The sequence below is a fragment of the Sphingobacterium sp. MYb388 genome (genome assembly GCF_037479535.1).
Lineage (GTDB): Bacteria > Bacteroidota > Bacteroidia > Sphingobacteriales > Sphingobacteriaceae > Sphingobacterium > Sphingobacterium anhuiense.
Window position 1 is genome coordinate 162636 of the sequence record NZ_JBBGYV010000003.1, and the last position, 25796, is coordinate 188431.

Sequence of the window (25796 nt, forward strand, 5' to 3'; positions counted from 1 at the left end):
TGCTTATTTCAATGAACAATAAGCAAATGATGAATCGATAGACAAAAAATTATGCAAATAAAAGATAAAATACTTTTAATAACAGGAGGTACCGGTTCCTTCGGTACAGCAGTTTTGGAGCGTTTTTTAGAAACGGACCATTTTAAAGAGATTCGTATATTTTCACGTGACGAGAAAAAGCAAGATGATATGCGTAATCTTTATCGCAATGATAAGGTGACGTATTATATTGGCGATGTACGCGATTATCGTTCCGTAGAGCCCGCAACAAGGGGTGTAGATTATATATTTCACGCTGCCGCACTTAAGCAGGTTCCCTCTTGCGAGTTTTTTCCCATGCAAGCTGTAAAAACCAATGTAGAAGGAACCCAAAATGTTATTCGTGCCGCCGCATACAATAAAGTTAAGAAAGTTATCTGTCTCTCTACCGATAAGGCAGCATACCCGATCAATGCCATGGGTATCTCCAAGGCTATGATGGAGAAAGTTGCTGTAGCAGAATCTAGAAATCTGACCGATACCATTGTTTGTTTGACACGGTATGGCAATGTAATGGCATCACGTGGTTCTGTTATTCCGCTGTTTCTAAGACAGATTCAAAATGGCGAACCCATTACCATCACAGACCCCAATATGTCTCGTTTTTTCATGTCGCTCGATGATGCCGTTAATTTGGTTTTATTTGCTTTTGAGCATGCTCATGCCGGAGATTTATTTGTTAACAAGGCACCAGCAGGCAAAATCGGTGATTTAGCCCAAGCACTTATTGAATTAACAGGCAAACCAGTACCTATTAAGGTAATCGGAACGCGACACGGCGAAAAGCTTTACGAAACATTATGCACCCGTGAAGAGATGATGAAAGCGGAAGATTTAGGCGATTTTTATCGTATACCTGCAGATAATCGTGATCTTAATTATGCTAAATATTTTTCAGTTGGCGAAAAAGATATCGCAGAAATTGAAGACTATCATTCGCATAATGCCGAACAACAAGGTATATCAGGGTTGAAGGCACTGGTTTCGACCTTGCCATTGATTCGGAAGTCTGTGTTTGGAGAACATATCAAAGCGTACTCGTACTAATTTTTTTTAGCATTTTGTGATAATTAGGACATGAAAAAGATTGGAATTACCGGTCAATTTGGATTTGTAGGACGTCATTTAAGTAATAACTTAGGGTTATTCCCAACTGAATTTCAGCAGATCCATTTTGATCGGAGTTATTTTGACGACTCGAATCAACTGGATGCATTTGTCAGTGATTGTGATGTTATCGTACATTTGGCGGCATTGAATCGTCATGATGATGAACAGGTAATCTACGATACGAATATTTCGCTATCAGAAAAGCTCGTTGCAGCTTTCATCCGAACAGGAGCGAAGCCGCATGTGTTGGTTTCGTCTTCGACACAAGAAGAGCGCGATAATGTCTATGGTAGGTCAAAAAAAATAGGTCGTGAATTGCTCGTTAATTGGGCAGAAAAAGTCGACACACAAGTAACTGGCTTTATAATTCCCAATGTTTTTGGTGCATTTGGAAAACCTTTTTATAATTCGTTTATTGCTACGTTTTGCCACCAATTGACGCATGGTGAGCAACCCACTATTGCGCAAGATGGTCAGGTACAGTTAATTTATGTGCAAGAACTCGTTGAGCAGATGCTGGTCGAAATCCGTCAAGCTACTTTTCAGGCAAGTTTATATATTCAAGCCACAGCCGTCAAACAGGTCAGTACTGTTCTGGCTTTATTGCAAAGCTTTCAAAAGAGCTATTTCGAACAGGGTATTGTCCCAGTTCTTGCGGATAAATTTGAGTTGGATTTATTTAATACTTTTTGTACATTTATAGATCATCGAACCTATTTTCCAGTCAAGTTTCAGCAGCACATCGATCCAAGAGGCATGTTTGTGGAAGTCATCCGTATGGGAGTACGTGGACAATCATCTTATTCAACAACCGTGCCAGGGATCACTAGAGGCAACCACTTTCATACCAGAAAGATTGAGCGTTTTGCAGTTATTAAAGGGAAGGCTTTGATACAGCTTCGGAAAATAGATAGCGATGTGGTGTTGGATTTCTATTTAGATGGAACCGAACCCGCTTATGTAGATATGCCGATATGGTATACCCATAATATTAAAAATATTGGTGATGATGAATTGATCACTTTATTTTGGATCAATGAGCCTTATAATCCTGTTGATCCAGACACTTATTTTGTAACCGTTTAAGAAAAAAAGAACGTATCAGGAATGAAGAAATTAAAAGTAATGACGGTAGTCGGTACACGGCCCGAGATTATTCGACTTTCACGTGTGTTGGAGGCATTGGATCGTTCAAGTGCGATAGAGCATATTATTGTGCATACAGGTCAAAATTATGACTACGAACTGAACCAGATTTTTTTTGACGATCTAGCCTTGCGCAAGCCAGACTATTTTTTGGAAGCTGCAGGTAAAACCGCTACAGAAACCGTTGGTAATATTTTGATTAAGATAGACCCCTTATTGGAGTCGGTTCAGCCCGATGCCTTTTTAATTCTTGGCGATACCAATTCGTGTCTATGTGCTATTCCGGCAAAGAAACGACATATCCCTATTTTCCATATGGAAGCCGGTAACCGTTGTTTTGATCAGCGGGTGCCCGAGGAGACGAACCGGAAGATTGTCGACCATACGGCCGACATCAACCTAACCTATTCCGATATTGCACGAGAATACCTGCTGCGAGAGGGACTTCCTGCAGATCGGATCATCAAGACCGGTTCGCCTATGTTTGAAGTTCTTCACCATTATTTACCGCAGATCATCGCCTCTGATGTGTTGACGAAGTTGGATTTAACTGCAGGTCAGTTTTTTGTTGTTTCTGCACATCGAGAAGAGAATATCAATTCGGAGCGTAATTTCAAAGGGCTCATTGATTCGCTCAATGCGATTGCCGAACGTTATCAGATGCCGATCATTGTGTCTACCCATCCACGTACACAAAATATGATCGATAAGATGCAAGTAGAAGTGCGTTCCGAAGTTCAATTTTTGAAACCTTTGGGCTTTCATGATTACAATGCGTTGCAGATGCATTCTTATGCAGTTTTATCCGATTCGGGTACGATTTCAGAAGAATCATCCATCTTAAATTTTCGTGCCTTGAATCTCCGTCAGGCACATGAACGCCCCGAAGCGATGGAAGAAGCATCCGTGATGATGGTTGGCCTATCGCCAGAGCGTATTCTACAAGGGTTGGTACAGGTACAAAGCCAAGCAATTGGTGAAACACGTAATTTTAGAACGGTTGCCGATTATTCGATGCCCAATGTATCCGATAAAATGGTGCGCATCATCCTTTCCTATACCGATTATATCAAAAGAGTTGTCTGGTCAGAAGAAGTTTAGTGCGGTGGTAAAAAGAAAAAAAATTCTCATACATAGTATTGTATTCAGTCCAGATGCGGTGTCAACGGCCTATCTCTATAATGATATTGCGCGACGATTTAAGCAAGAAGGCTACGAGGTGGCTGTACTGACTACTACGCCACATTACAATAAGGTCAATCATGAATTGAAAAAGCAAGTTTTGACCAAACATTGGGGGGGCTTGTATTACACCAGTGATTTTGAAGGCATCCCGGTCACACATATATACCAAAAGAAGTCTACCAACGTTTTTTTGCGTTTGCTCGGGTTTGTCTATTGGCATATCATGTCCTTTTTTTTAGGTCTATTTGAGCGCCGTGTTTCGGTCATCCTATCGCCTTCACCACCCTTGACAATTGGTTTTGTCAATATTCTGTTGGGTAAGTTGAAAGGCTGTAAAGTGATCTATAATGTACAAGAGATCTATCCTGATATTTTGGTGGATCATACCAACTTGCGTTCAAAGCCTATTATTTATATATTAAAGCAATTGGAGCGTTTTGTATACAACCGCTCTTCAGCTGTCACCACGATTGATCAGGTTTTTTACGACACGATTTCGACACGTTTTGATCAGCCTGAAAAGCTCCATATCATCCCTAATTTTGTCGATACCAGTTTGTATCGGCCCTTAGCGAAAAGTGAAATCAACTTAGATTCCACTCTATTTCCGGATGACAACCGTTTGAAAGTGATGTATGCCGGTAATATTGGCCATGCTCAGGATTGGGCGCCATTGATTGAGGTCGCAAAACGTCTACTTGGGCAGCCTATCGTATTTTTTGTAATTGGTGAAGGTGTGCTAAAAGAAAAGCTCGAAGCCGATGTAGAGGCTTATGATTTGACCAATGTCATTGTATTACCTTACCAACCTCGGAGTTTGATGCCGCAGCTATTGGCTTATGCCGATCTGCAATTTATTTTCATGACCAAAGGAATGGACGGGAGTGGATTTCCCTCCAAAGTATACACTATTATGGCGGCTTCAAAGCCCCTTTTAGTTGCGTCGGGAGCACATACTCCTATATGTCGTTTTTTAAAGGATGTCGGTTGTGCGCAATTGATTGATGAGCATTCGTTTGCAAAGCAAGTGGTTGGTATCGAGCGTTTCTTGCTGCAATCAGATAAGCAGCAATTTCAAGATATGGGTGCCAAAGGCCGCCTATTGATAGAAGCACAGTACAACAAAGATATCGTTACGCAATCTTATGTTTCTTTGGTGGATACTGTACTACATGTTAACAATACTGCATTATGATAAACAAATTGACGCGTCGGTTATTGGGGTTCTTGTTATTTTCTTGCCTTTCGTTATCGGTTATCGGTCAGGAGCGGCTATTTGATATGCATATCGTCAGATTAAATGCGCTGCCCTTGGCTATCGGCAGTTACAATGTAAGTTATGAAACTCCTTTCAGCTCACAATGGTCGGCTGTGATGAGCGCCAATTTTCGTCCTATGGGCAGCATACCCTTTGAGAAACGAGTGAGCAACTATTATACCGACAATGAAGTCCGTTTCAACACTATTAAGGGCTCTAATTTTTCCATCACGCCAGAGATACGTTATTATTTTTTACCATCTTCTGCTTTACGCGGTTTTTACTTCGGTACATTTATGCAATATGCACAATATGGACTGGATATACAGCTGGATTATGTCGGCGGAAAGTATAAACATAATCCATCTAAGTTTGATTTAGACGGCACTATTAATACCATTACGGTAGGAGCAGCTGTTGGGCATCAATGGCGGATCAGTGAGCTTTTTTATCTGGATTGGCAAATTATTGGCCCCAACTTTGGGCTGAATAAAGGTCATGCTCAAGCCGTTAATACCAATGGAAGGCCATTGGATTCGGGTCAAGAGCAGGATATTCATGATAAATTTAAAGAATTCAATATTCCAATGCTAGATCTCGATATTCAGACGAGCAGTACACAGGTCGATATCAAGACAAGTGGCGCATGGGCAGGAGCACGGATAGGTTTATCATTAGGTTATCGATTTTAATATGACAGGAATCAACTTGAGTCAAGCTGACTAGATCATGCTAAGAAAGGGAGCAATTATAGCATGTGTAAACGATGAACTCAAAAAAAATTGTAAGCTACAGCATACCAGACATATATCGCTAAACACCTTTTTGTTGAATATTTTGGGGACACAGGCTGCATATGCATTCTTCCCAAAAAAAACTTCACTAAAGATTAAGTTTGAAAAACAAGATCACCAATTATTCTTGACCGCTTAAACCGAAATTACGTTAATTAATAAATTTTAAAATTAATTTGAGATTATAATAGAATGAGAGAAATTAAGAAAATAACCTGTATCGGGGCAGGTTGCGTAGGTAGTCCTGCCATGTCGGTCATTGCGCAGAAAATAAGAATGTCACGATTACAGTTGTTGATTTAAATCAATAACTCTTTTCATTTTACATTGATTTGTTTTTTAGACAATTGTTCATCTATTATTGCCAGTACAAATAACAGCTTTTGGCCCATGCACTATTATGCAAATGTTCTCGGAAATTTCTCTTGATATTTTTGTGTATGCCGTTTTGAAGCCTGCTGAATACCACTCCACTTATTATCGTAATAATAACCAAACAATAAACTAGGAAACGACGTGTATAGCTGCAGTTCTATTCGGTATATTAAGGAAACAAATAGGCGATTTAGCATTGCCAGGTAATTGCCCTCAACCGGTAAAGAGCTAGCCTTGAAAAACCAAATTTGATAAAACATTTACACGAAGCTTTCAGTATTTCTTTTTATTCTCCGTGATTTGTGCTCCTATTGTACTGGACTATACATCTTTTTTCACGTTTTCAGAAGTGTTAATGTATGTTAAACCATAAAAGTAGGCATATTTATTGCGATTAGCGAATCAGCCTTTTACTTTATATCAATGAAATTGTTACATTTCAATATGAAACTGTTTCAGCCAAGTTTATAAGTAACGGGATCATCAATTTAATATTAGCATCGCAATGACGCTAATTTTAAAGCAGTAATAACATAATAATTTGAAAAACGATGAATGATAATAATACAGGTACCTTACAATCCGTAGTTGCAGATACTCATATCGCTGTCATTGGCTTAGGCTATGTTGGATTGCCATTGGCTATAGAGCTTTCAAAAAAGTACGATGTTTTGGGTTTCGATATCAATGAGGCGCGCATCAGCGAGCTTCGCCAAGGAAAAGATAGTACAAAAGAAGCTGATTTAGCAGATCTAGCCGCAGTTATGGAATTGCAGAAAAGTGCTACCATCGGATTATCATTTTCTAGTCAAGTAGAAGATCTCCGTCGCTATAATACCTTTATTATTACGGTGCCTACACCAATAGATAAATTTAAAACACCCGATCTGCGGTTATTGCTTCGTGCTTCTGACATGATCGGTAGTGTATTAAAGGTAGGCGATATTGTCATTTATGAGTCTACCGTTTATCCGGGCTGTACCGAAGAGGACTGTGTCCCTGTTTTAGAAAAAACCTCTGGATTGGTTTTTAATCAAGATTTTTATGTAGGTTATTCTCCAGAACGTATCAATCCTGGAGATAAAGTCAATACATTGACCAAAATCAAAAAAGTAACTTCTGGTTCCACACCTGCTATTGCTACGCGGGTCGATCAATTGTATGGATCTATTATCGTTGCAGGCACACATATGGCACCCAATATAAAAGTTGCAGAGGCATCCAAGGCTATTGAAAATGCACAGCGCGATGTAAATATTTCGTTTGTCAATGAGCTATCACTTATTTTTGATCGGATCGGTATCGATACCCATGATGTAATAGAAGCCGCGAGTACCAAATGGAATTTTTTAAAATACAAACCCGGATTAGTAGGAGGGCATTGTATCGGTGTAGATCCCTATTATCTTGCACATAAAGCTCAGGAACTCGGTTATGATCCACAGGTTATCCTTTCAGGACGAAGAGTCAATGACAATATGGGAGCATTCGTTGCCGATAAAGTTATTAAATTGATGATTCAAAAAGATCTAAAGATCAAGGGCTCCCGTACACTGATCTTGGGCATCACTTTTAAGGAAAACTGTACCGATGTGCGCAACACCAAAGTGGTCGATATTTATCACGAATTGCGATCGTTTGGTGTTGAGGTCGATATTTATGATCCTTGGGCTAATGTTGCCGAAGTCAAGAAAGAGTATGATTTGGATTTACTTCATGACCTCGAAGCAGCTAAGACCTATGCTGCAGTCATAATTGCTGTTGCACATGATCAATTTATCGAACTTGATTATGAAACCATAAAACAGAAAAACGGAATTATTTTCGATACCAAAGCATGTGTAGACCGTTCAATAGTAGATGGTAGATTATAGGTCAACCATGACCTATAATTGCAGTACTATAATGGATATGCTTTTATTAAAAGAAAAGCATATCCAATCAATTATTTTCAATACAACATGAAAATGGATGACACTTATTTAATAAAATGTGTCATATCTAATAAACCTACTCTATAAAGTTATTATTTCTTAACAAAATTTTAATTTGTGCATTTAAATTAGATTGAGTACTTTTGTTACTCAATATCTAATCAACTTCATGCTAGATTCGCTGATCACTTCAAAAACAAGACTCAAATTACTGATCAAATTTTTTGTATCAGCCAGCAACCGTGGCTATTTGCGAGGTATGGCAGATGAATTTAAAGAGTCAACCAATTCCATTCGTAAAGAGCTCAATCAATTGACCGAAGCCGGTTATCTGCTTCGGGAAGATAGCGAACACAAAGTTTATTATCGTGCCAATATTGCTCATTCCCTGTTTTCCTCACTTCAAGGTTTAATCCACAATTTTTTGGGTATCGAAGTTTTTGTAGATCAAGTATTAGCACGTGCTGGCGATGTACATGAAGTGGCTCTGCTGGGCGATTATGCTCAAGGTTTGGATTCTGGACATATTGAGGTTTTGGTCCTAGGGTTGGAACTCAATATGGACTATTTAGAGCGGGCAGCTTTAAAAGCTGGCACAATCCTTGGTAAGGAGGTCTCGATTTATACCGAGTCTTTAGACCAAGTCAATGGTAAGATTATACTCTATCAAAAAGCTTAGAAGCTTTACTATAAGAAAAACATAATTAACAGATTTTAAAATTAATTTGAGGTTATAAAAATGAGAGAAATTAAGAAAATAGCCTGTATTGGAGCAGGTTATGTAGGCGGGCCTACCATGTCGGTTATTGCTCAAAAAAATCCGAATGTTACGATCACTGTAGTCGATTTAAATCAGGTGCGTATTGATGCCTGGAATGATGCCGATCTAAGCAAACTGCCTGTTTACGAGCCGGGTTTAGATGCTGTGGTTGGTGAAGCAAGAGGACGCAATCTGTTTTTTTCTACCGATGTAGACAAAGCGATTGATGAAGCAGACATGATCTTTATTTCGGTCAATACCCCAACCAAGACTTACGGAAAAGGTAAAGGACAGGCAGCAGATCTAAAATATATCGAGCTATGTGCCCGTCAGATAGCCCGTGTGGCCAAAGATGATAAAATTGTCGTCGAGAAGTCTACCTTGCCCGTACGTACGGCCGATGCCTTAAAAAGTATTTTGGGTAATACTGGAAATAACGTCAATTTTCACATTCTTTCCAATCCCGAGTTTTTAGCTGAGGGAACAGCTGTTACCGATTTACATAACCCAGATCGTGTTTTGATCGGTGGTGAAGATGCAGAAGCAATCGAAGCCTTGGTGCAGATATACGAAGCTTGGGTACCACGCGAGCGTATTTTGACGACCAATTTATGGTCATCCGAACTGTCCAAATTAGTAGCCAATGCATTTCTTGCGCAACGTGTTTCTTCTATCAATGCCATTTCAGAGCTCTGTGAAGTAACAGGAGCCAATGTCGATGAAGTTTCACGAGCTATAGGTTACGATTCAAGAATTGGATCCAAATTCTTAAAAGCATCCGTTGGTTTTGGTGGATCATGTTTTCAAAAAGATATTTTAAATCTGGTTTATATAGCACGTTCATATGGCCTTACTGCTGTAGCAGATTATTGGGAGCAGGTTATTATTTTAAATGATCACCAAAAATCAAGATTTGCGCAGAACATCATTAAGACCATGTACAATACCGTCAATGGTAAGAAGATTGCATTTTTAGGTTGGGCTTTTAAGAAAGATACCAATGACACGCGTGAGTCTGCCGCTATTTATGTTGCAGATCATCTGTTAGAAGAAGAGGCTGAGATCGTTGTTTACGATCCGAAAGTACCAGCAGAGCAAATTTATAGAGATTTAGATTACTTAGGAACACGTTCACCAGAAGATAACCGTCGTTTGGTAACTGTGGTGAGCGATCCTTATTTAGCGTTAGATGAAGCACATGCGGCAGCAGTACTGACCGAATGGGATGAATTTAAGCAATACGACTGGTCTAAAATTAAGGCAACAATGAAAAAACCTGCATTTGTGTTCGACGGTCGCAAGCTATTGGACAGAAAAGAATTAGAGGGTTTAGGGTTTGATTATTACGCGATTGGCGAGTAGATAGTAAAATTAAGATTTATTTAGCAGTAATAGTTTAATGGACAAGAATAAGGAAAATATAATTCATGTTGTTTTATCTGGGGGTATTGGAAGTAGGTTGTGGCCATTATCTCGAAAGCATAGTCCAAAGCAGTACTTAGGTTTATTTGACGGACAATCTTTGTTTGAAATGACAGTTCAAAGAAATCAGCAAATTGCTGATCAGGTTATTGTGGTTGGAAATAAAGATAATACACATTTAAGCCATAAAGCCATGGTAGCTTGTGGTTTACCTTATAAGAATATCGTTGAGGCAACTCCTCGTAACACAGCAGCTGCTATAGCTTTTGCAGCATTTAGTGTTGATCCAAGTGATATACTTATTGTAACGCCTTCCGATCACATGATTTCAGGTGAAGAAGGATATAAGGATGCTATGGAAAATGGCATTCAAAAGGCAAAAGATGGTTATATTGTGACTTTTGGGATTCGACCCACTCGTCCAGAGACAGGTTACGGATATATTGAATACGTAGAAGATGCAGTAAAATCTTTTCGTGAAAAGCCAAATCAAGATACAGCAGAAGATTTTATTGAAAGGGGAAATTTCTTGTGGAATTCGGGAATGTTTTGTTTCCAAGCTTCAGTTTTTTTAGAAGAATTAAAAAATTATGAACCACTTGTCTATGAAAAAGCATTATTGGCTTGGACATCTGCAAATGAAGGATTTTTAGATGAATCTTTATCCTTAAATATTCCGTCGATTTCTGTTGATTATGCCGTTATGGAACGGTCAAAAAAGATCCGTGTGGTTCCTACTACTTTTGAATGGTCTGACTTAGGCTCTTTTGAGTCTTTATATGATTATTTTATTTCAAATGGTTATCCCAAAGATGAGTATGGAAACATTGTTATTGGTACAGATGTTTTTACCGGCTTTGTTGGTTTGAAAAGAGCAATTTTTATTTCTACAAAAGATGCATTTTTAATTGTTCAAAAAGAGAAATCGCAAGACGTAAAAAAAATCTATAATATGCTTGAAAAGCATCAATCTAAATTATTAGACTAACTATATGCAGTATAAAAAAGTACTTGTAACCGGAGCCGCAGGATTTATCGGCTTTTACTTATGTAAAGCCTTACTTGATCAGGGAGTCGAAGTTGTTGGTATTGATAATATCAATGACTATTACGATATCAACTTAAAATATGCCCGTTTAAATGAGCTCGGTATTATGCGCTCATCAGCCGAGAGATTTGGTGAAAAGGTAATTTCCAGCACATATTCGAATTTTCATTTTATTCGCATGAATTTAGAAGATCGTACATCACTGCCGGCGCTTTTTGCCAATGAAGGGTTTGATGCCGTAGTCAATTTAGCTGCACAGGCAGGAGTGCGTTACAGTTTGGAGAATCCAATGGCTTATGTAGATAGCAATGTCGTCGGTTTTGTAAATATTTTGGAATGCTGCCGTCATCATAAGATCCAGCATTTGGTCTATGCTTCCAGCTCTTCTGTTTATGGTGAAAATGCAAAAGTACCATTTTCCGAAGATGATCGTGTAGATTATCCCGTAAGTCTATATGCGGCGACTAAGAAAGCAAATGAGTTGATGGCACATACATATAGCCATTTATATCAGATCCCGACTTCAGGTCTTCGTTTTTTTACGGTTTATGGACCTTGGGGACGACCAGATATGGCGCCCATCTTATTTGCGTCGGCTATTACTGAAGGGCGTTCCATTAAAGTGTTCAATAATGGAGAGATGAGTCGTGACTTTACCTATGTCGATGATATTGTAAGTGGGATTATTATCACATTAAATAATCCACCAAAATTAGAAAAAGAACAACCAAATTATCAGGTGTTGAATATTGGCAATGGATCTCCGGTTTCTTTAATGGAATTTATCGGAACTTTGGAGAAGCACTTAGGTCAGGTAGCAGAGAAAGATATGCTACCTATGCAGCCAGGCGATGTACCACGTACTTGGGCAGATACTAAATATTTAGAAAGTCTAGGATATGAAAGTTCTACAACAGTTGACGTGGGAGTTCAGCGATTTGTAAACTGGTTTATAAATTATAAAAATTAATTTTAGTTAATAAGTATTGATGAAAAAATCGATCATGTTAATGGGATCTTTTTCTGGAGGTAATTATGGAGATTCTATTGTCTTAACATCATTGTTATCCTACCTAGAAGAAAAATCTTTTACTGAAGTATATATTCCTTCTGCTAGTCCTGTAAATACTGAAAAGTTACTGACTAATTATTCAGGAATTTTGAAAGTGAACTATATTGATATTAATATGAGAAGAACCTACGGTTACAGGTTTTTTAATACTAAGGTTATCAAATCACTGAAAAATATTGACTATTTAGCTTTTACAGCTGGAACTATTTTCTTTCGTGATTTGTTCAATCCTAGAAAGAATTTTGTCTTTTCTGTATTTTTATTGTTATTGTTTTTAAGAAATTATAAGATCAAATTAGTGGGTTTATTTGTTGGAATTAATGAACCAATACTTGAATATAAAGGATTTAGAGCTACAGTCGCGAAAATTTTCTTTAATTCATTCAGCCACATTATAAGTAGAGATTATGAATCTTTTATAAATGTTAAAAATAGCTATCCTGATGTAAAAATATCACGTTCTTACGATATTGCATTTTATGATCTCCTGAAAAGAAATAAGAATAAGTTGAATAATGATTTGATTAGCATATCTAATCATGAAGATTCATCCGTTATTGGTTTAAATATTTGTGAGTATTTAGGAAAGCAAGTTGGAAAAGAAGTCAATATTTTAGATCTTAAAATTTTTTTAGAGACTGCAAGTAAGGATTTCAATAAAGTTGTATGGTTTCATACCACAAAAATGGATGAGGAGTTTGTAAAAAATAATCTTTTAAGTGAGGGACAAGATCTTAGTAAGAAAAGCATTCATCTTGCTTTATATGAGGACCTAAGCCATGAAGAAGAGTATGAAAACATTCACTATTTTATTGGCATGAGAATGCATAGCATTATTCCGGCACTAGCCTTTAAAGTTCCGTGTATAGCATTGAATTATAATGACAAAGTAAGATCGCTTTTTCGTCAATTGGATGGTGAAATGTTTGCACTGGATTTGGATTTGATTAAAAGCATTAATGTATCAGAACTTGTAAAAAATGGTTTTGTCCTAGATGATGACCAAAGAGCTCAAATTATTCAAAATGTTGAAGATATCGAAATTTAAATCATTACTATCTGGTAATTTTGGTTTTACGGCTCTAGCAAAAGCGTCGGATCTTGTCCTAAAATTTGGAATTCTTCTTTTTTTTATGACATTTCGTGGAAATGAAGATTTAGTTCAATACACTTATTTTTTATCTTTAGGTGGTATAATGGGGGCAATATTTGATTGGGGTGGAGCTCGATATAATGTTAGGCAAATGATTGATAAGGGAGTTCTACCTTTGAATTTTTTATCTGTTGTTTTATCTGCAGTATCTTTTCTTATAATCTATAAATTTCAATTTATAAAAATATATAATTTATCATTTTTAATACACTGTATAGTATATGGTGTAACGCTAGGATGGATAAATACATTTGTTAAGTATTATGAATATATAAATAAGAATAAAGTTCTATACAAGTTTCAGGTCTTTATAAATTTAACCTGTTCCGTGTTAATATCAATATTAATTATATTGGGTCTAGACTTATTGTATGCATTCGAAATTCTAATTATTGGAAATATAGCTATTATTGTTATATGTTTTACTATTAATAAAGGAAATGTAAAATTTATATTTTCTCCAACGTTACTATATAATGGTTTACCTTTTTTGATAAATACATTAGCGGTAATGGCATTTTCTCAGATTAATATTGTTATAATAAATCAGTTTGGTACAGATTATGAAATTAGTAATTTTGTTCTTGCGCAACGCATAATGGAAGTTACTTTGATGCTTCCAAATTCATATACTAGTAGTGTTATTGGTAAATTCTTTAAAGGAGAGGTGATAATGAAAGAAATTCAAGGAAAAACTCTAAAGCTTTGGTTGGGATCATCTTGTTTGTGTTTTATTATTACTTTGGCTGTTATGTATTTATATCCAAAGTATAACATTGTAGTATATTTATTTGTTCTGCTCCTACCACTTGGATTTGTCCGTTCGATGAGTATGTCTTACAGTGTTATACTCGATTACACTAAATATTATTTAGTTCGCACAGTTAGTATTTGTTTTATTCTAATATTAAATCTATTACTTGCTAAATATATTATTCAACTTCCGTATGGCCTTTATTGGTTTTCTATTTATATTGGTGTGTTGATATCTTTACTAATAATTGTATATAAAGTAACTTTTAAAAAGTATAATATTTATGAAATGTTTCATAGTTGATTTTAAGTCGGTTTCATTTTCGAAATTTAAGGCTCATGGTGGAGGTGATTTTGCATTGAGGATTATTGACTATTTCTTGATGAATAATGTTTCTTTTTTTATTCTAAATAATACAACAGAATATTATCAAGAATATTCAATAAAGAATCTTAAAGAGCAAGTAAAAATTAGTGAAACTTACTCTGATTTTCAGTATTTCAACCCTTTGTATCACGGAGGGGATAATAATGATTTCATCTATTCATGTAAATTTCTTTATGTCCATGGAGTGAGGATGTTGGAAATGCCATATGATAAGTATTCATATAAATATTATACATTCCCTAATAATTTTGTTAATTTTATTAAAAATGCTTTTTTAAATAAATATTATAAATCGAAGGCGACAGATTTATTAAATAGTACTGAGAAACTAGTCGGGAATGTTAAATTATTAACGCCAAGTGAGCATTCTAAATATATCTTTCTCAGTCAAAAGAATTTTAATAGAGAAATTTCCGTACTTCCTCCATTTCTTAATAAACCTATACATCCTGAAGAATTGAGATTAGATTTTAATGAGCCTTTTATTCTTTTTTTAAATGCTGATAGATGGGTGAAGAATTCTTATCGATTTTTAAGAGCTTATGATGAATTAATTAAACAAGGTAAAATTAAGAATATTAAGTTAGTAATGGTAGGAAAACCTATTTTCCATGAAGACTTTTCAGATGAAGTAGTTTATTTTGATTATTTGAATAGGGGTAATTTAGAATGGTTAATGAAAAATGCGCTTTTTCTTGCGTACCCTTCTCTAAATGAGGGGTTTGGGTATCCGCCTGTTGATTGTCTGAAATATAATACCCCTGTGCTTTGTACGGCTATATCAGCGACAAATATAGTCTACAACGGGAGTGTTGTTTTTGTTAATCCATTTAATATAGATGAGATAAAGTCCCGTATTCTTTATATGATCGATAATTTAGATCATTTGAAATCACAAAGCTTAGAAAGTAAATATTTTCAAATTGAACAAGAAATCAATAATAAATGGATGAAATTAATATCATAACAACTTGTTTTTCCATTGTTTACGGACTAATTATACTCAGTGGGATTCAATATTTATTATTTAAGAATATTTATAGATCTGTTAATAAAACATTTTTATTTTATGTTTTATTATCGATCGTTTATTATTTTCTTAACTTATTGGTAGTTCCAGATTTTTATGGATTTACCGGTGGTTTTAAAGTTGGGACTGATGATTTGAAATATTTTACCCAAATAAAGGATGAATCTGTATTACTTAAGAATACTCTTTCATATGGAGTGTTGAGTCATACTCATCAATTTAGTATATTTTTAAAAATATTATATCCTTTTCCAATCTATAGTCCACTTCAAATAATAACTTTTAACTGTTTGGGAATTACTTTAATTCCAATACTAGGGAAAAGAATTTTTGATATATATTTTACTGATGAATTTTATAGGACAAAGATCTTATTTATTTTATTGCTTCTTTGTCCTACTTTATTAATGAATGGACTTATCTTAATTAGAGATGGGTGGACAACTCAATTTTTTATGATTTTTTGTTACTTGTTATTAACAAAAAGATATAACTTTTTAATGTTTTTGTCTGCTGGTTTGCTAATTTTTTTACGTCCTTCATTTATCGTATTTCCTTTTTTGTTTGCTTTTATTGAGCTAAACTTTCATAAGAAGTTCTTTTGGTCAAGGAGTATAGCTTTGTTATTAATTCTGTTACCAATCGCAGCTATTTTTTTAAAACAAATTGAAGGAGTAGATTTAAGTGAAGGTGTAACTAGAGATGGATATGTAGATAGTTTCTTAGGGAAATTTGAGGATGAGTCTATCTTCTATAAAATCATGAAGCTTCCCTTTCCTTTAAATATTTTGGTTAGTTATATCTTCTTTTTAACGAGTCCTTTTTTAAAGTTTAGATTTTTTTATGAGGATACATTTATTATAAGAAATGTTTTTTCAATTTTAGAAGCAGTAATGATGATTATTTTAATGCCTGTTTTTTTTAAAAATCTCAAATCTAATGTTTCAAATTTATCATTTCAAAAATTATTAACTTTTGTCAGTGTATCAATTTTAGTGCTTTCCACTATTAGTCTTCAATTTAGACATAAAATTATATTACTGCCATTTATATATATGCTATTAGTTTTTTCATTTAAGAAAAGTTCATTAAATTTTATACTCATAACAATTTATCTGCTATTGCAATTGATGATAGTACTGTAAAATATTTAGAAATGAAAGGAAGAGACAAATTTAAAGCGCTGAAACCCATTTTTACGATATTAATTTTATTCTTTAAAATTTTACCAAAAGTTATTTGTGAAATTTTTTGGTCTATAATTATGCCTTTCAATGGCCTTTTAGCGAAGGGAATAAGATATTCCATACTGAAAGCAAATGCTAAGGAAGTTGGAGATAATCTATCGGTTGGTGCTAATACTATTATTAAAAATTGGCAGAATTTTTCTTGTGGAAATAATGTTAGTATTCACGAAAACTGTGTTGTAGATTGTGATGGTGAAGTGAAGATAGGAAATAATGTTTCCATCGCTCATGCTTCGTCACTTGTAGCAGCAAATCATACATGGAGTGATTATAGTGTTCCTATAAAATATAATCCACTTACGGTAATCGGTATTATTATTTACGATGACGTATGGATTGGTTGTGGAGTTAGAATTCTAGATGGTGTTAGAATACATAGTCGCTCGATTATTGCTGCAGGCGCTGTAGTAAATAGAATTGTGGAAAGTAATTCACTTGTTGGCGGAGTACCTGCCAAGTTAATTAAAAAAATATAGATGAAAGCATTATTTGTACATGATCATATTTTCTATAAAAAGAGTAATGACTTTTATAGTCCCGGTGGATTGCCAGTAGTGGCATGGGATCGTTATCTTGCCAGTGTCGATCAATTATTTGTTGTTTCAAGGGGGAATGTAGATGATCACAAAGAAGGTCTTGTAAAGTCTTCTAGACCTAATGTTGAGTTTGATTTGCTTTATAAAGTAAAAGGTGGATTAGATTATTATAGATTTCGGAAAGAAATTGAAGCTAAACTTCGATATTATATTCAAAAAGTCGATTTTGTAATTATTAGATTACCATCAACAATAGGTTATTTTGCGTATCTTTTATGCAAGGAGTTAAAAGTCCCATTTGTAAGTGAGGTAGTTGGCTGTGCTTGGGATAGTACATGGAACTACGGAACGTTTTTAATTAAATTACAAGCTCCCATCAGATACTTTCAAATGAGGAAAGTTGTTAAGGAGAGTTTTGCTGTTACGTACGTAACTGAATTTTTTCTTCAAAATAGATATCCTACTCAATCTAATATAGTAATATCGGCTTCCAATGTGCAAATTCCGGAAATATTAGAAGAAACTAAATTAAGCCATATTAATTTTTTGAAAAGAAGTGAGGATGAACGCATAATAAAAATTGGCATTATAGGGAATTTAAATGTAAAGTATAAGGGCTTTGATGTTGCTATGCGTGCGCTTCATGAATTGAAAGTAAAAATGCCTGAATTGAAATTTGAATTTTATTTAGTTGGCGGAGGAGTTCAGGATTATATCCTTTCGTTAATTGAGAAATTTAATTTGAATGAGGAATGTAAGATTGTCGGTCGATTAAAAGCTGGCTCCGAAATTTTTCAATTTCTCGATGGTTTAGACCTTTATATTCATCCTTCAAAACAAGAAGGGTTACCTAGATCGGTAATTGAAGCAATGAGTAGAGCCTGTCCTGTTTTGGCATCTAGTGTAGCAGGAATTCCAGAATTAATTGCGGATAAATATTTACATCATCCAGGTGACTATCGTAAATTATTGCAAGACTTAATTTACGTCCTTACAGATTTAGAAGTCAGAGTTTCTATGTCCAATAGTAATTTTAAGAAATCTAAAGATTATGTTCAGTCTAGATTAGAAAGTATAAGGAAAGATTTCTTTCAACGAATAGTTGATCAGGTCAAATTAATTAAAGAATCTGAAATTAGTAATAGATGAAAATCGCTTTAGTAGAAAATTTTGGATCAGATTTTTTTGGTGCAAGATTAAGATATGCTCAATTTCTTAAAGATAACGGGCATCATGTAGTTGCAGTTGTTCCTGATGACGGTTATGCTGATAAAATAGTAGGAGCTGGTATTGAAACGATAAGTATTAAAGTTAACATTCGAAGCAGAGATGTGAAGACAATGTTTGCTTATGGCAGTAAATTAGGAGAAATATTTAAAAAAGAAAAATTTGATATTATCCATTTTTATCGTATGCAACCGAATATAATAGGAAGCCCGATAGCTTATTTTGCTTCAAGAAAAAGTAAGATTATAAATCATATTACTGGACTAGGTGTTGCTTTCACAAAATCATCCTTTAAGTACAATGTTATTAGATTTATAATAAAAAGTGCTTATAATTTAAACAGTCGAATTTTTAATGCACAATTAATTTTGCAGAATAATGAGGATAAGATAGAACTTGGAAATCTTCAAGAATTTTTGGTTGTTAAAGGGAGTGCTGTAAATGAAGATAGGTTTAGACTTGGATTACCTAAAAATATTGAGCTTATAGATGAATTGAAGAATACCTATGGTATGACGGAGGGCATAACTTTAATATTTGTTTCTCGTTTATTAAAGCAAAAAGGACTTTCTTATTTAGTCGAAGCTGTAAGGGTTCACAATTTGAATCATATAAATAATAAAGTTAATTTACTAATAGCAGGGTGGTTAGATTTTAATAATCCTGATTCCTTCACTAAAGAAGATATTGAGAAATTTAGTGATGTAGATGGCGTTATATTTTTAGGAAAGAGAAATGATATTGATCAATTGATCAATATATCTGATATAGCTGTCCTGCCTACATATTATAGGGAGGGTACGCCGCGCTTTCTTCTTGAAGCAATGGCCATGGGAAAACCGATATTAACAACAGATATGCCAGGTTGTAATCATCTTGTTAAAGATAATGAAAACGGTATTTTAGTTCAACCTATGGACCAAAGTGCATTAACAGCTGCGATAGAAATATTATCTAAAAGAGATCTGAATAATTTAGGTTCAGTAAGTCGAAAAATATATGAAAACGAGTTTTCTGAAAACGTAGTGTATAATAAATTGTTGGAGACCTATTTAAAGAAGTAGATCAAGCAAGGATATACAAACAGTATAATTTGTTTTTTGTTATAGTATAAGTAATCTTATCTATAATAAAAGGTAAGATTAAAGTAAAATCATTTACGAACACATTATTTATTAATTATTATATAGCATGTTAAAATTCAGTTTGATATTATTGATAATTTTTGGTGCTTCACTGAAAAATAATGCATTAGAAAATAGAAGAGAGAATGGTCCTGATTTACAAAAATATATCGGTAAACAAAAGAAATCTATTGATACAATTGACATTCGTACATTTGGTGTTTTAGGAAACGGTGGGGACGAAACAAAAAAGATACAAGAGGCATTAAATAAGTCTGTGGGGAAAACATTGTATATCCCAAAACAAAAGGGTAGCTTTTACCTTAGTGGCCAATTGATAGTACCAAGCAATTTAGAAATTATATGTCACAAAGAAGTTGTTTTTAAAGCTAAAAATAATTTGAAGCAAGATATAGAGAATTTTGAAGTATTATTTCGGTTTGAAAATTCAAAAAATGTAGTTTTTAATGGAAATGGGGCTAAATTCTTTATGGAAAGAAAATTTTATAAAAGTGAATTTAATCATTTGTTTATGATAAATGGTGCATCAAATATAACTCTAAAAAATATTTTAGCTGAAAATTCTGGAGGTGATGGTATCTATGTAGGTGCGTACAAAACTAGAAGCAATTATTCACAAAATATTAATATCATAAATTGTAAATCAAAGTATAACAGACGACAAGGGCTTAGTATTACAAGTGTATCGAGTTTTAAAGCAGAAAACTCTGAATTTTCATATAGTAGGGGAAGTGCTCCGTGCTCAGGCGTTGATATAGAGCCTAATAGTAGTAATTCTGTTTTAAAAAATATTCATTTTAAAAACTGTTTGGCTCAAGGAAATGAGCGAAGAGGATTTTTAGTTACTTTAAGTCGTCTAAACAATAAAAGCCAAAGTGTTGATATTACTTTTGAAAATTGTAGAGCCCTTAATAACTATAATGGTTTCACCTCTATGTATTTTTCACCCACTTCTTCTGGAGAAGTTCGCTTTATTAAATGTATTGCTGAAAATTCTGCTAATTCTGGTTTTACAGAGCTCTCAAGCTCTGGTTTAGGTGCAAAAAAAATATATGATAGTTGCATCTCAAAAAATAGTTCAAAAAATAGTATTAATTCTAATGAAGTTAATAACTCTGGGTTTTCTATTTACAATGTTAGAAATCGTAAAGAAAAATATCTAGGAAATTCGCAATTTATAAATTGTGAAGTTATTAGTGAAACAAAGGGAGTTAAGTGCGGTTTTTTTGTTGAGTCAGGAGGTAAAGTAATTAATGTTGATGTGAAGAATTTGCAGTTTAAAGGTGGTATAATAAAAAAAACCAACTTATTAATTAAAGACAATTTGAAATCAACAAGGAGTTTATCCGTTGCTCGAAATGATTTTTAATTTAATTACAATTAGGATAAATAAAATATCGAATATTTTAAAAAAATGAAGATAACTATTACAGGAGCAACGGGATTTGTAGGGCAAAATCTTACTAAATATTTAAAAAATAGTCATTGCTTAACACCAGTTTCACTACGTAATCAAAATTGGACAGATAATTTTAATATTGATATTGACGTTATCATTCATCTTGCAGGAAAAGCGCATGATACTGCAAATACATCAAATGATTCTGTATATTTTAAAGTAAATCGTGATTTAACTATTCAGTTATTTGATGTTTTTTTAAAATCTAATATTAAAGACTTTTTCTATTTCTCTTCTGTAAAAGCAGTCGCTGATACGGTTGATGGTGTTTTATTTGAAGATATTGATGCTAAGCCATTGACTCCATACGGCAAGTCTAAATTTGAAGCCGAGGAGTATTTGCTCAAGCAAACTCTTCCTGAAGGAAAGCGTCTTTTTATTATTAGACCTTGTATGATACATGGACCTGGTAATAAAGGAAATCTCAATCTTCTTTATAAAGTCGTAGAAAAGGGTATCCCTTGGCCTTTAGCAGCATTTCATAATGAACGTTCCTTCTTGAGTATTGATAATTTGAGTTATTTGATTGAAACCATGATTGCAAAAAAGGATCTATCGTCTGGTGTATATAACTTTGCAGATGATGATGCACTGTCGACCAATGATGTGGTTCAATTAATCTCGATGACACTTGGACAGAAACCCAGATTGTGGTCGATTTCGTCTTCATTTATTAAAACGGTAGTTAAAATCGGAGATATACTTCCATTGCCTTTAAACTCAGAACGTTTGAAGAAATTAACCGAATCGTACGTAGTCTCTAATTCGAAAATTAAAAAAGCTTTGGGAATTGAGAAATTACCTACCTCGGCCAAGGAGGGATTAATTAAAACAATTCGATCTTTTCAATAATTGCTGATAGAGTAGATTGATGGTGTAAAGGGGAAAAATTTAGTTTTACAAACTTATGAAATTATAAGAGTATTAATGTCTTTATATAAGATGCATAAAATCGAAAATAGTTTTTTAAAGATAGAAGTATCTGAAATGGGAGCAGAGCTAAAATCTCTCATTGATAAGAGGGTTGATTTCGAATGTATTTGGCAAGGTGATAATAGATTTTGGGCAAAATCGAGTCCAATATTGTTTCCCATTATTGGACAATTAAAAGAGAATTGTTATCATTATGATAAACAATCTTATTATCTTAATCGTCATGGTTTTGCTAGAGATCTTCTATTTGGCCTAGTAGAGAAGTCAGATAATAGTTTAACTTTTGAATTAAAATCTAATGACGCGACAAAGAAAATCTATCCTTTTGACTTTACACTAGCAGTCACCTATGAATTGTACGAAAATGAATGTATGGTAACTTATTGTGTTATCAATGATAGCAATATAGATCTGTTATTCTCAGTAGGTGGGCATCCTGCTTTTAATTTGCCTGAATATTCTCAATGCTTAAATGAAAATTATATTGAATTTCCATTGGATCATTCCTTAAATCGTTTTTATTTGAATGGTGGTTTATTATCAATAGAATCTGATCAAATTGAATTAGACGCTAAGAGGTTATTTTTGGACAATAAAATGTTCGATCAAGATGCTTGGGTACTAAAAGAAGTACAGTCAAAAGAAATCTATTTAAAAGAAAGATCTTCAGGAAATGGTATACTTTTTTCTTTTGAGGGATTTCCTTATTTAGGTCTATGGTCTGCTCCAGAAGCACTCTTTATATGTCTAGAGCCGTGGGCTGGTCTTCCAGATGATGAAAAACATAATCAAGATTTTCATGAAAAGGAAGGAATTATAAAATTGTCTTCATTGTCCAATTGGTCTGCGAAATGGAGTGTACGAACAATAAATCAAAATTTCTTAAATTCGACAATATAAATTTGTGATGGAAAGTCAAGAAGAATACCACTGGACAAATATGTTAAGAAAGCATGGCCCCCGTTGGTTAGTGTTGCTAATCGACTTTTTATTGATGTGGTGTAGTTTTATATTTACCTATATTGTTATATTCAAGTATCGTGGGCCGATATCATTCTCTAGTTTATTGTTAGAGTCTTTAATCATATCCCTGGTCTATCTTTTGATTTTTATTCTTTTTAAACCCTATCAAAGTATTGTTAGACGAACTGGTCTAAGAGATTTAAAACTAATGGGTAACTGTATCGGTACCGCTTTTTTGATTTCGATCTTATTTTCTTACTTCTGGGAGTTATTCCTCGGAAAAGCATTTGTAAATAATTTTGGTAATAAATGGGAAATTCATTTCTCGCAAACCCAATTGCTCTTTCATGCCCTGCTTACTGGATGCGCACTGAGTTCCGTGCGGTTATTATATAAAACGGTATATCATTCCTTTTTTTGGAATAACCGGCAGAATATGATACCTGTTATTCTCTTTGGTGCAGGTAATATGGGACATAACGCTTTTAATTTACTACAACTGGGATCGCGCAATCGTTACAAAGTAGTGGCTATTATAGATGATAATGTAACCCGTATAGGTCGTTATATCCAAGGAATACGTGTTAGATCTTTGAGTGACTTAAATATGGATCTTTTGGAGCGGATCGGCGGAGCACAAGAATTGGTTATTGCTATCGATAACTCTTCTCCCGAGCGATTGGCAAAGATTTCTGAAGTGGCCGAACTGCTTCCTTTAAAACTAAAGGTGATGCCTAACTCTGTTAAAATGTTGGAAGGGGCGGTAGCAACCCGGCAGATTCGTACCCTAAAAATAGGCGATCTATTGGGACGTAATCCCATTGAGCTCAACAATCCAGTTATTGCTAATGCTTTAGCTAATAAAGTAGTCTTGATTACAGGTGGGGCAGGTTCTATAGGTTCGGAACTGGTTAGACAAATTGCTAGAACAGACTGTAAGTCCTTGCTTATACTGGATCAAGCCGAATCGGCACTTTACGATCTACAGCAGGAGCTTAAGAGCTTGGATAATTTCGATCGTTTTGAATTTGTCGTTGGAAATGTGCGGGATCATGGATTTATAAAAAATATCTTTGAACGCATTCATCCTCATTTTGTTTTTCATGCAGCGGCTTATAAGCATGTACCTTTGATGGAAGCTAATCCTTATGAAGCGATTCTAACGAATGTCTGTGGTTCTTATCAAGTTGCGAAATTGGCAGATGCTTACCAGGTTGAGAAATTTGTAATGGTTTCTACAGACAAGGCTGTCAACCCAACTAATGTGATGGGAGCTACTAAAAGGGTGGCTGAAATTGCTATATCAGCCATTAACAAGCATTCTAATACTAATTTTATCGTGACTCGTTTTGGAAATGTACTGGGGTCGAATGGTTCTGTGATTCCATTGTTTGAAAAGCAGATTGATCAAGGAGGTCCAATTACCATTACACATCCAGATATAACACGTTATTTTATGACCATACCAGAGGCTTGTCAACTTGTTCAAGAGGCTGGAGTGATGGGGAATGGTGGTGAGATCTTTGTTTTTGATATGGGAGTATCGGTTAAGATTATGGATCTGGCAAAGAAGATGATTAGTCTCAAAGGTTTATCCTACCCCGATGACATCGATATTAAAATCGTAGGATTACGTCCTGGAGAAAAGATTTACGAAGAATTGCTGGCAAATGATGAAAATACAATGAAGACACATCATGAAAAGATTATGATTGCTCAAGTCAATAATGTCGATATAGAAGAAAAGAAGAAGAAAATCGATGAGTTATGTTTTATCGTTCAATCGGGCGATAATTCCATTAATCACATGAAAATGGTTTCCTTGATTAAGGAGATTGTACCGGAGTTTAAATCTCAAAATTCGGTTTTTGAAAAGTTAGATTTTACACAGCCTAAGTTTGAGGCATAATTGTTGTTAGTGACGTGATGTCATTTAAAAATCAGGATTAATTCAGTATTACTGATAATAGTATGGAAAAAAAATATATTTTTGTGATTAAAGTTATGGAACCAATCTTAATAATAAAATAGAGTATGCGATTTAGTTTAAAGCACAGTCTTGCATTAGCAATGTTTGCATTAATGTTAGTAATATTTAGTTCTTGCGGATCCCGTAAGAATATGGTGTATCTGCAACAGGATTCTACCCAGATCAATACCCTATATAATCAACATGTGCCCCGTATCCAAAAGAATGATATCCTGACCATTGTGGTGACCGCAGCCGATCCTAAAGTAACTGCGCCATTTAATCCTGTTAGTACAATGACTACCAGTAATATGACACAGGCTGTTGATATGGCTTTACGTCCTACTTATACAGTAGATGAAAATGGCGATATTACCTTGCCAATGTTGGGAAAGGTAAAGGTAACAGGCTTAACGCGTATTGAGGCAATTGAAAAAATTAGGACCGAATTGAGCCAGTACATTAAGGATCCTGGAGTCAATATCAATTATAACAACTTTAGAGTATCTGTACTAGGGGAAGTTAGTAAACCAGGGTCATTTACTTTACCTACAGAGCGGATAACAGTTTTGGAAGCATTGAGTATGGCTGGAGATCTGACTATTAGAGGTGTACGAGAAAATGTATTATTAATACGTGAAGTGGATGGTCAAAAAACTATGCATCGTTTAGATCTCACTAAGCAAAATACCTTAAACTCTCCTTATTATTACTTAGCACAGAATGATGTGATCTATGTAGAACCAAATAAGGCTCAGATCAATAACTCTAAATTAGGCGCAAATACAAATATTATTATTTCAATTGCAGGTCTTATTATTACCGTAATTTCAGTATTGACACGATAGAA

The 25796-nt window shown here is 34.6% G+C and carries 22 protein-coding genes and 1 pseudogene; all 23 read left to right on the plus strand.

The window, feature by feature from the left end:
- The first annotated feature begins 51 nt into the window (after positions 1-51).
- On the plus strand, positions 52-1086 hold the full coding sequence (locus tag WH188_RS11295; protein WP_339423951.1) for a polysaccharide biosynthesis protein: 1035 nt from the start codon (positions 52-54) through the stop codon (positions 1084-1086).
- Between the two features lie 30 nt (positions 1087-1116).
- The gene (locus tag WH188_RS11300) at positions 1117-2235 is read left to right on the plus strand and encodes a polysaccharide biosynthesis C-terminal domain-containing protein (RefSeq protein ID WP_339423952.1); all 1119 of its coding nucleotides are present in this window, start codon (positions 1117-1119) and stop codon (positions 2233-2235) included.
- Between the two features lie 21 nt (positions 2236-2256).
- On the plus strand, positions 2257-3396 hold the full coding sequence (gene wecB, locus WH188_RS11305; protein WP_339423953.1) for a non-hydrolyzing UDP-N-acetylglucosamine 2-epimerase: 1140 nt from the start codon (positions 2257-2259) through the stop codon (positions 3394-3396).
- Entirely contained in the window at positions 3317-4675 is a 1359-nt protein-coding gene (locus WH188_RS11310) for a glycosyltransferase family 4 protein (RefSeq protein WP_339423954.1), read from the plus strand. The genes wecB and WH188_RS11310 overlap by 80 nt, the downstream gene beginning before the upstream one ends.
- Positions 4672-5430 carry a DUF3575 domain-containing protein gene (locus tag WH188_RS11315; protein WP_339423955.1) on the plus strand — a complete coding sequence of 253 codons (759 nt, stop codon included), beginning with the start codon at positions 4672-4674 and terminating at the stop codon, positions 5428-5430. Before WH188_RS11310 ends, WH188_RS11315 begins: the two co-directional genes overlap by 4 nt.
- A pseudogene (locus tag WH188_RS26330) lies at positions 5429-5671 on the plus strand (transposase); the annotation flags it as partial. The gene WH188_RS11315 and the pseudogene WH188_RS26330, both read left to right, overlap by 2 nt.
- A gap of 787 nt (positions 5672-6458) precedes the next feature.
- On the plus strand, positions 6459-7781 hold the full coding sequence (locus tag WH188_RS11320) for a nucleotide sugar dehydrogenase (protein WP_339423956.1): 1323 nt from the start codon (positions 6459-6461) through the stop codon (positions 7779-7781).
- Positions 7782-8010: 229 nt separating this feature from the next.
- On the plus strand, positions 8011-8520 hold the full coding sequence (locus WH188_RS11325) for an ArsR family transcriptional regulator (RefSeq protein WP_339423957.1): 510 nt from the start codon (positions 8011-8013) through the stop codon (positions 8518-8520).
- Positions 8521-8580: 60 nt separating this feature from the next.
- The gene (locus WH188_RS11330) at positions 8581-9963 is read left to right on the plus strand and encodes a nucleotide sugar dehydrogenase (RefSeq protein WP_339423958.1); all 1383 of its coding nucleotides are present in this window, start codon (positions 8581-8583) and stop codon (positions 9961-9963) included.
- Positions 9964-10000: 37 nt separating this feature from the next.
- On the plus strand, positions 10001-11011 hold the full coding sequence (locus tag WH188_RS11335; RefSeq protein ID WP_339423959.1) for a mannose-1-phosphate guanylyltransferase: 1011 nt from the start codon (positions 10001-10003) through the stop codon (positions 11009-11011).
- 4 nt (positions 11012-11015) lie between these two features.
- Positions 11016-12041, plus strand: a complete 1026-nt coding sequence (locus WH188_RS11340; protein ID WP_339423960.1) for an NAD-dependent epimerase — start codon at positions 11016-11018, stop codon at positions 12039-12041.
- 19 nt (positions 12042-12060) lie between these two features.
- Entirely contained in the window at positions 12061-13191 is a 1131-nt protein-coding gene (locus WH188_RS11345) for a polysaccharide pyruvyl transferase family protein (RefSeq protein ID WP_339423961.1), read from the plus strand.
- On the plus strand, positions 13169-14353 hold the full coding sequence (locus WH188_RS11350; protein WP_132769815.1) for a hypothetical protein: 1185 nt from the start codon (positions 13169-13171) through the stop codon (positions 14351-14353). Before WH188_RS11345 ends, WH188_RS11350 begins: the two co-directional genes overlap by 23 nt.
- Positions 14334-15404, plus strand: coding sequence for a glycosyltransferase (locus WH188_RS11355; RefSeq protein WP_132769814.1), 1071 nt, complete (start codon positions 14334-14336; stop codon positions 15402-15404). Before WH188_RS11350 ends, WH188_RS11355 begins: the two co-directional genes overlap by 20 nt.
- Positions 15383-16612: a hypothetical protein gene (locus WH188_RS11360; RefSeq protein WP_132769812.1), complete on the plus strand. Its 1230-nt coding sequence runs from the start codon at positions 15383-15385 to the stop codon at positions 16610-16612. Before WH188_RS11355 ends, WH188_RS11360 begins: the two co-directional genes overlap by 22 nt.
- 11 nt (positions 16613-16623) lie before the next feature.
- Positions 16624-17190, plus strand: coding sequence for an acyltransferase (locus WH188_RS11365; protein WP_132769810.1), 567 nt, complete (start codon positions 16624-16626; stop codon positions 17188-17190).
- Positions 17191-18399 carry a glycosyltransferase gene (locus tag WH188_RS11370; RefSeq protein WP_339423962.1) on the plus strand — a complete coding sequence of 403 codons (1209 nt, stop codon included), beginning with the start codon at positions 17191-17193 and terminating at the stop codon, positions 18397-18399. It begins immediately after the preceding gene.
- On the plus strand, positions 18396-19541 hold the full coding sequence (locus WH188_RS11375; RefSeq protein ID WP_168127774.1) for a glycosyltransferase family 4 protein: 1146 nt from the start codon (positions 18396-18398) through the stop codon (positions 19539-19541). Before WH188_RS11370 ends, WH188_RS11375 begins: the two co-directional genes overlap by 4 nt.
- A 127-nt stretch (positions 19542-19668) precedes the next feature.
- A complete protein-coding gene (locus WH188_RS11380) occupies positions 19669-20991 on the plus strand; it encodes a right-handed parallel beta-helix repeat-containing protein (RefSeq protein ID WP_132769804.1) in 1323 nt (440 codons plus the stop codon).
- A gap of 45 nt (positions 20992-21036) precedes the next feature.
- Positions 21037-21933: an NAD-dependent epimerase/dehydratase family protein gene (locus WH188_RS11385; RefSeq protein ID WP_339423963.1), complete on the plus strand. Its 897-nt coding sequence runs from the start codon at positions 21037-21039 to the stop codon at positions 21931-21933.
- 90 nt (positions 21934-22023) lie between these two features.
- Positions 22024-22914 (plus strand): aldose 1-epimerase family protein, encoded by an 891-nt coding sequence (locus WH188_RS11390; RefSeq protein WP_339423964.1) that lies wholly within the window; start codon positions 22024-22026, stop codon positions 22912-22914.
- 7 nt (positions 22915-22921) lie between these two features.
- Entirely contained in the window at positions 22922-24886 is a 1965-nt protein-coding gene (locus WH188_RS11395) for a polysaccharide biosynthesis protein (RefSeq protein ID WP_339423965.1), read from the plus strand.
- A gap of 173 nt (positions 24887-25059) precedes the next feature.
- Positions 25060-25794, plus strand: a complete 735-nt coding sequence (locus tag WH188_RS11400) for a polysaccharide biosynthesis/export family protein (RefSeq protein WP_237682838.1) — start codon at positions 25060-25062, stop codon at positions 25792-25794.
- The last annotated feature ends 2 nt before the right edge of the window (positions 25795-25796 follow it).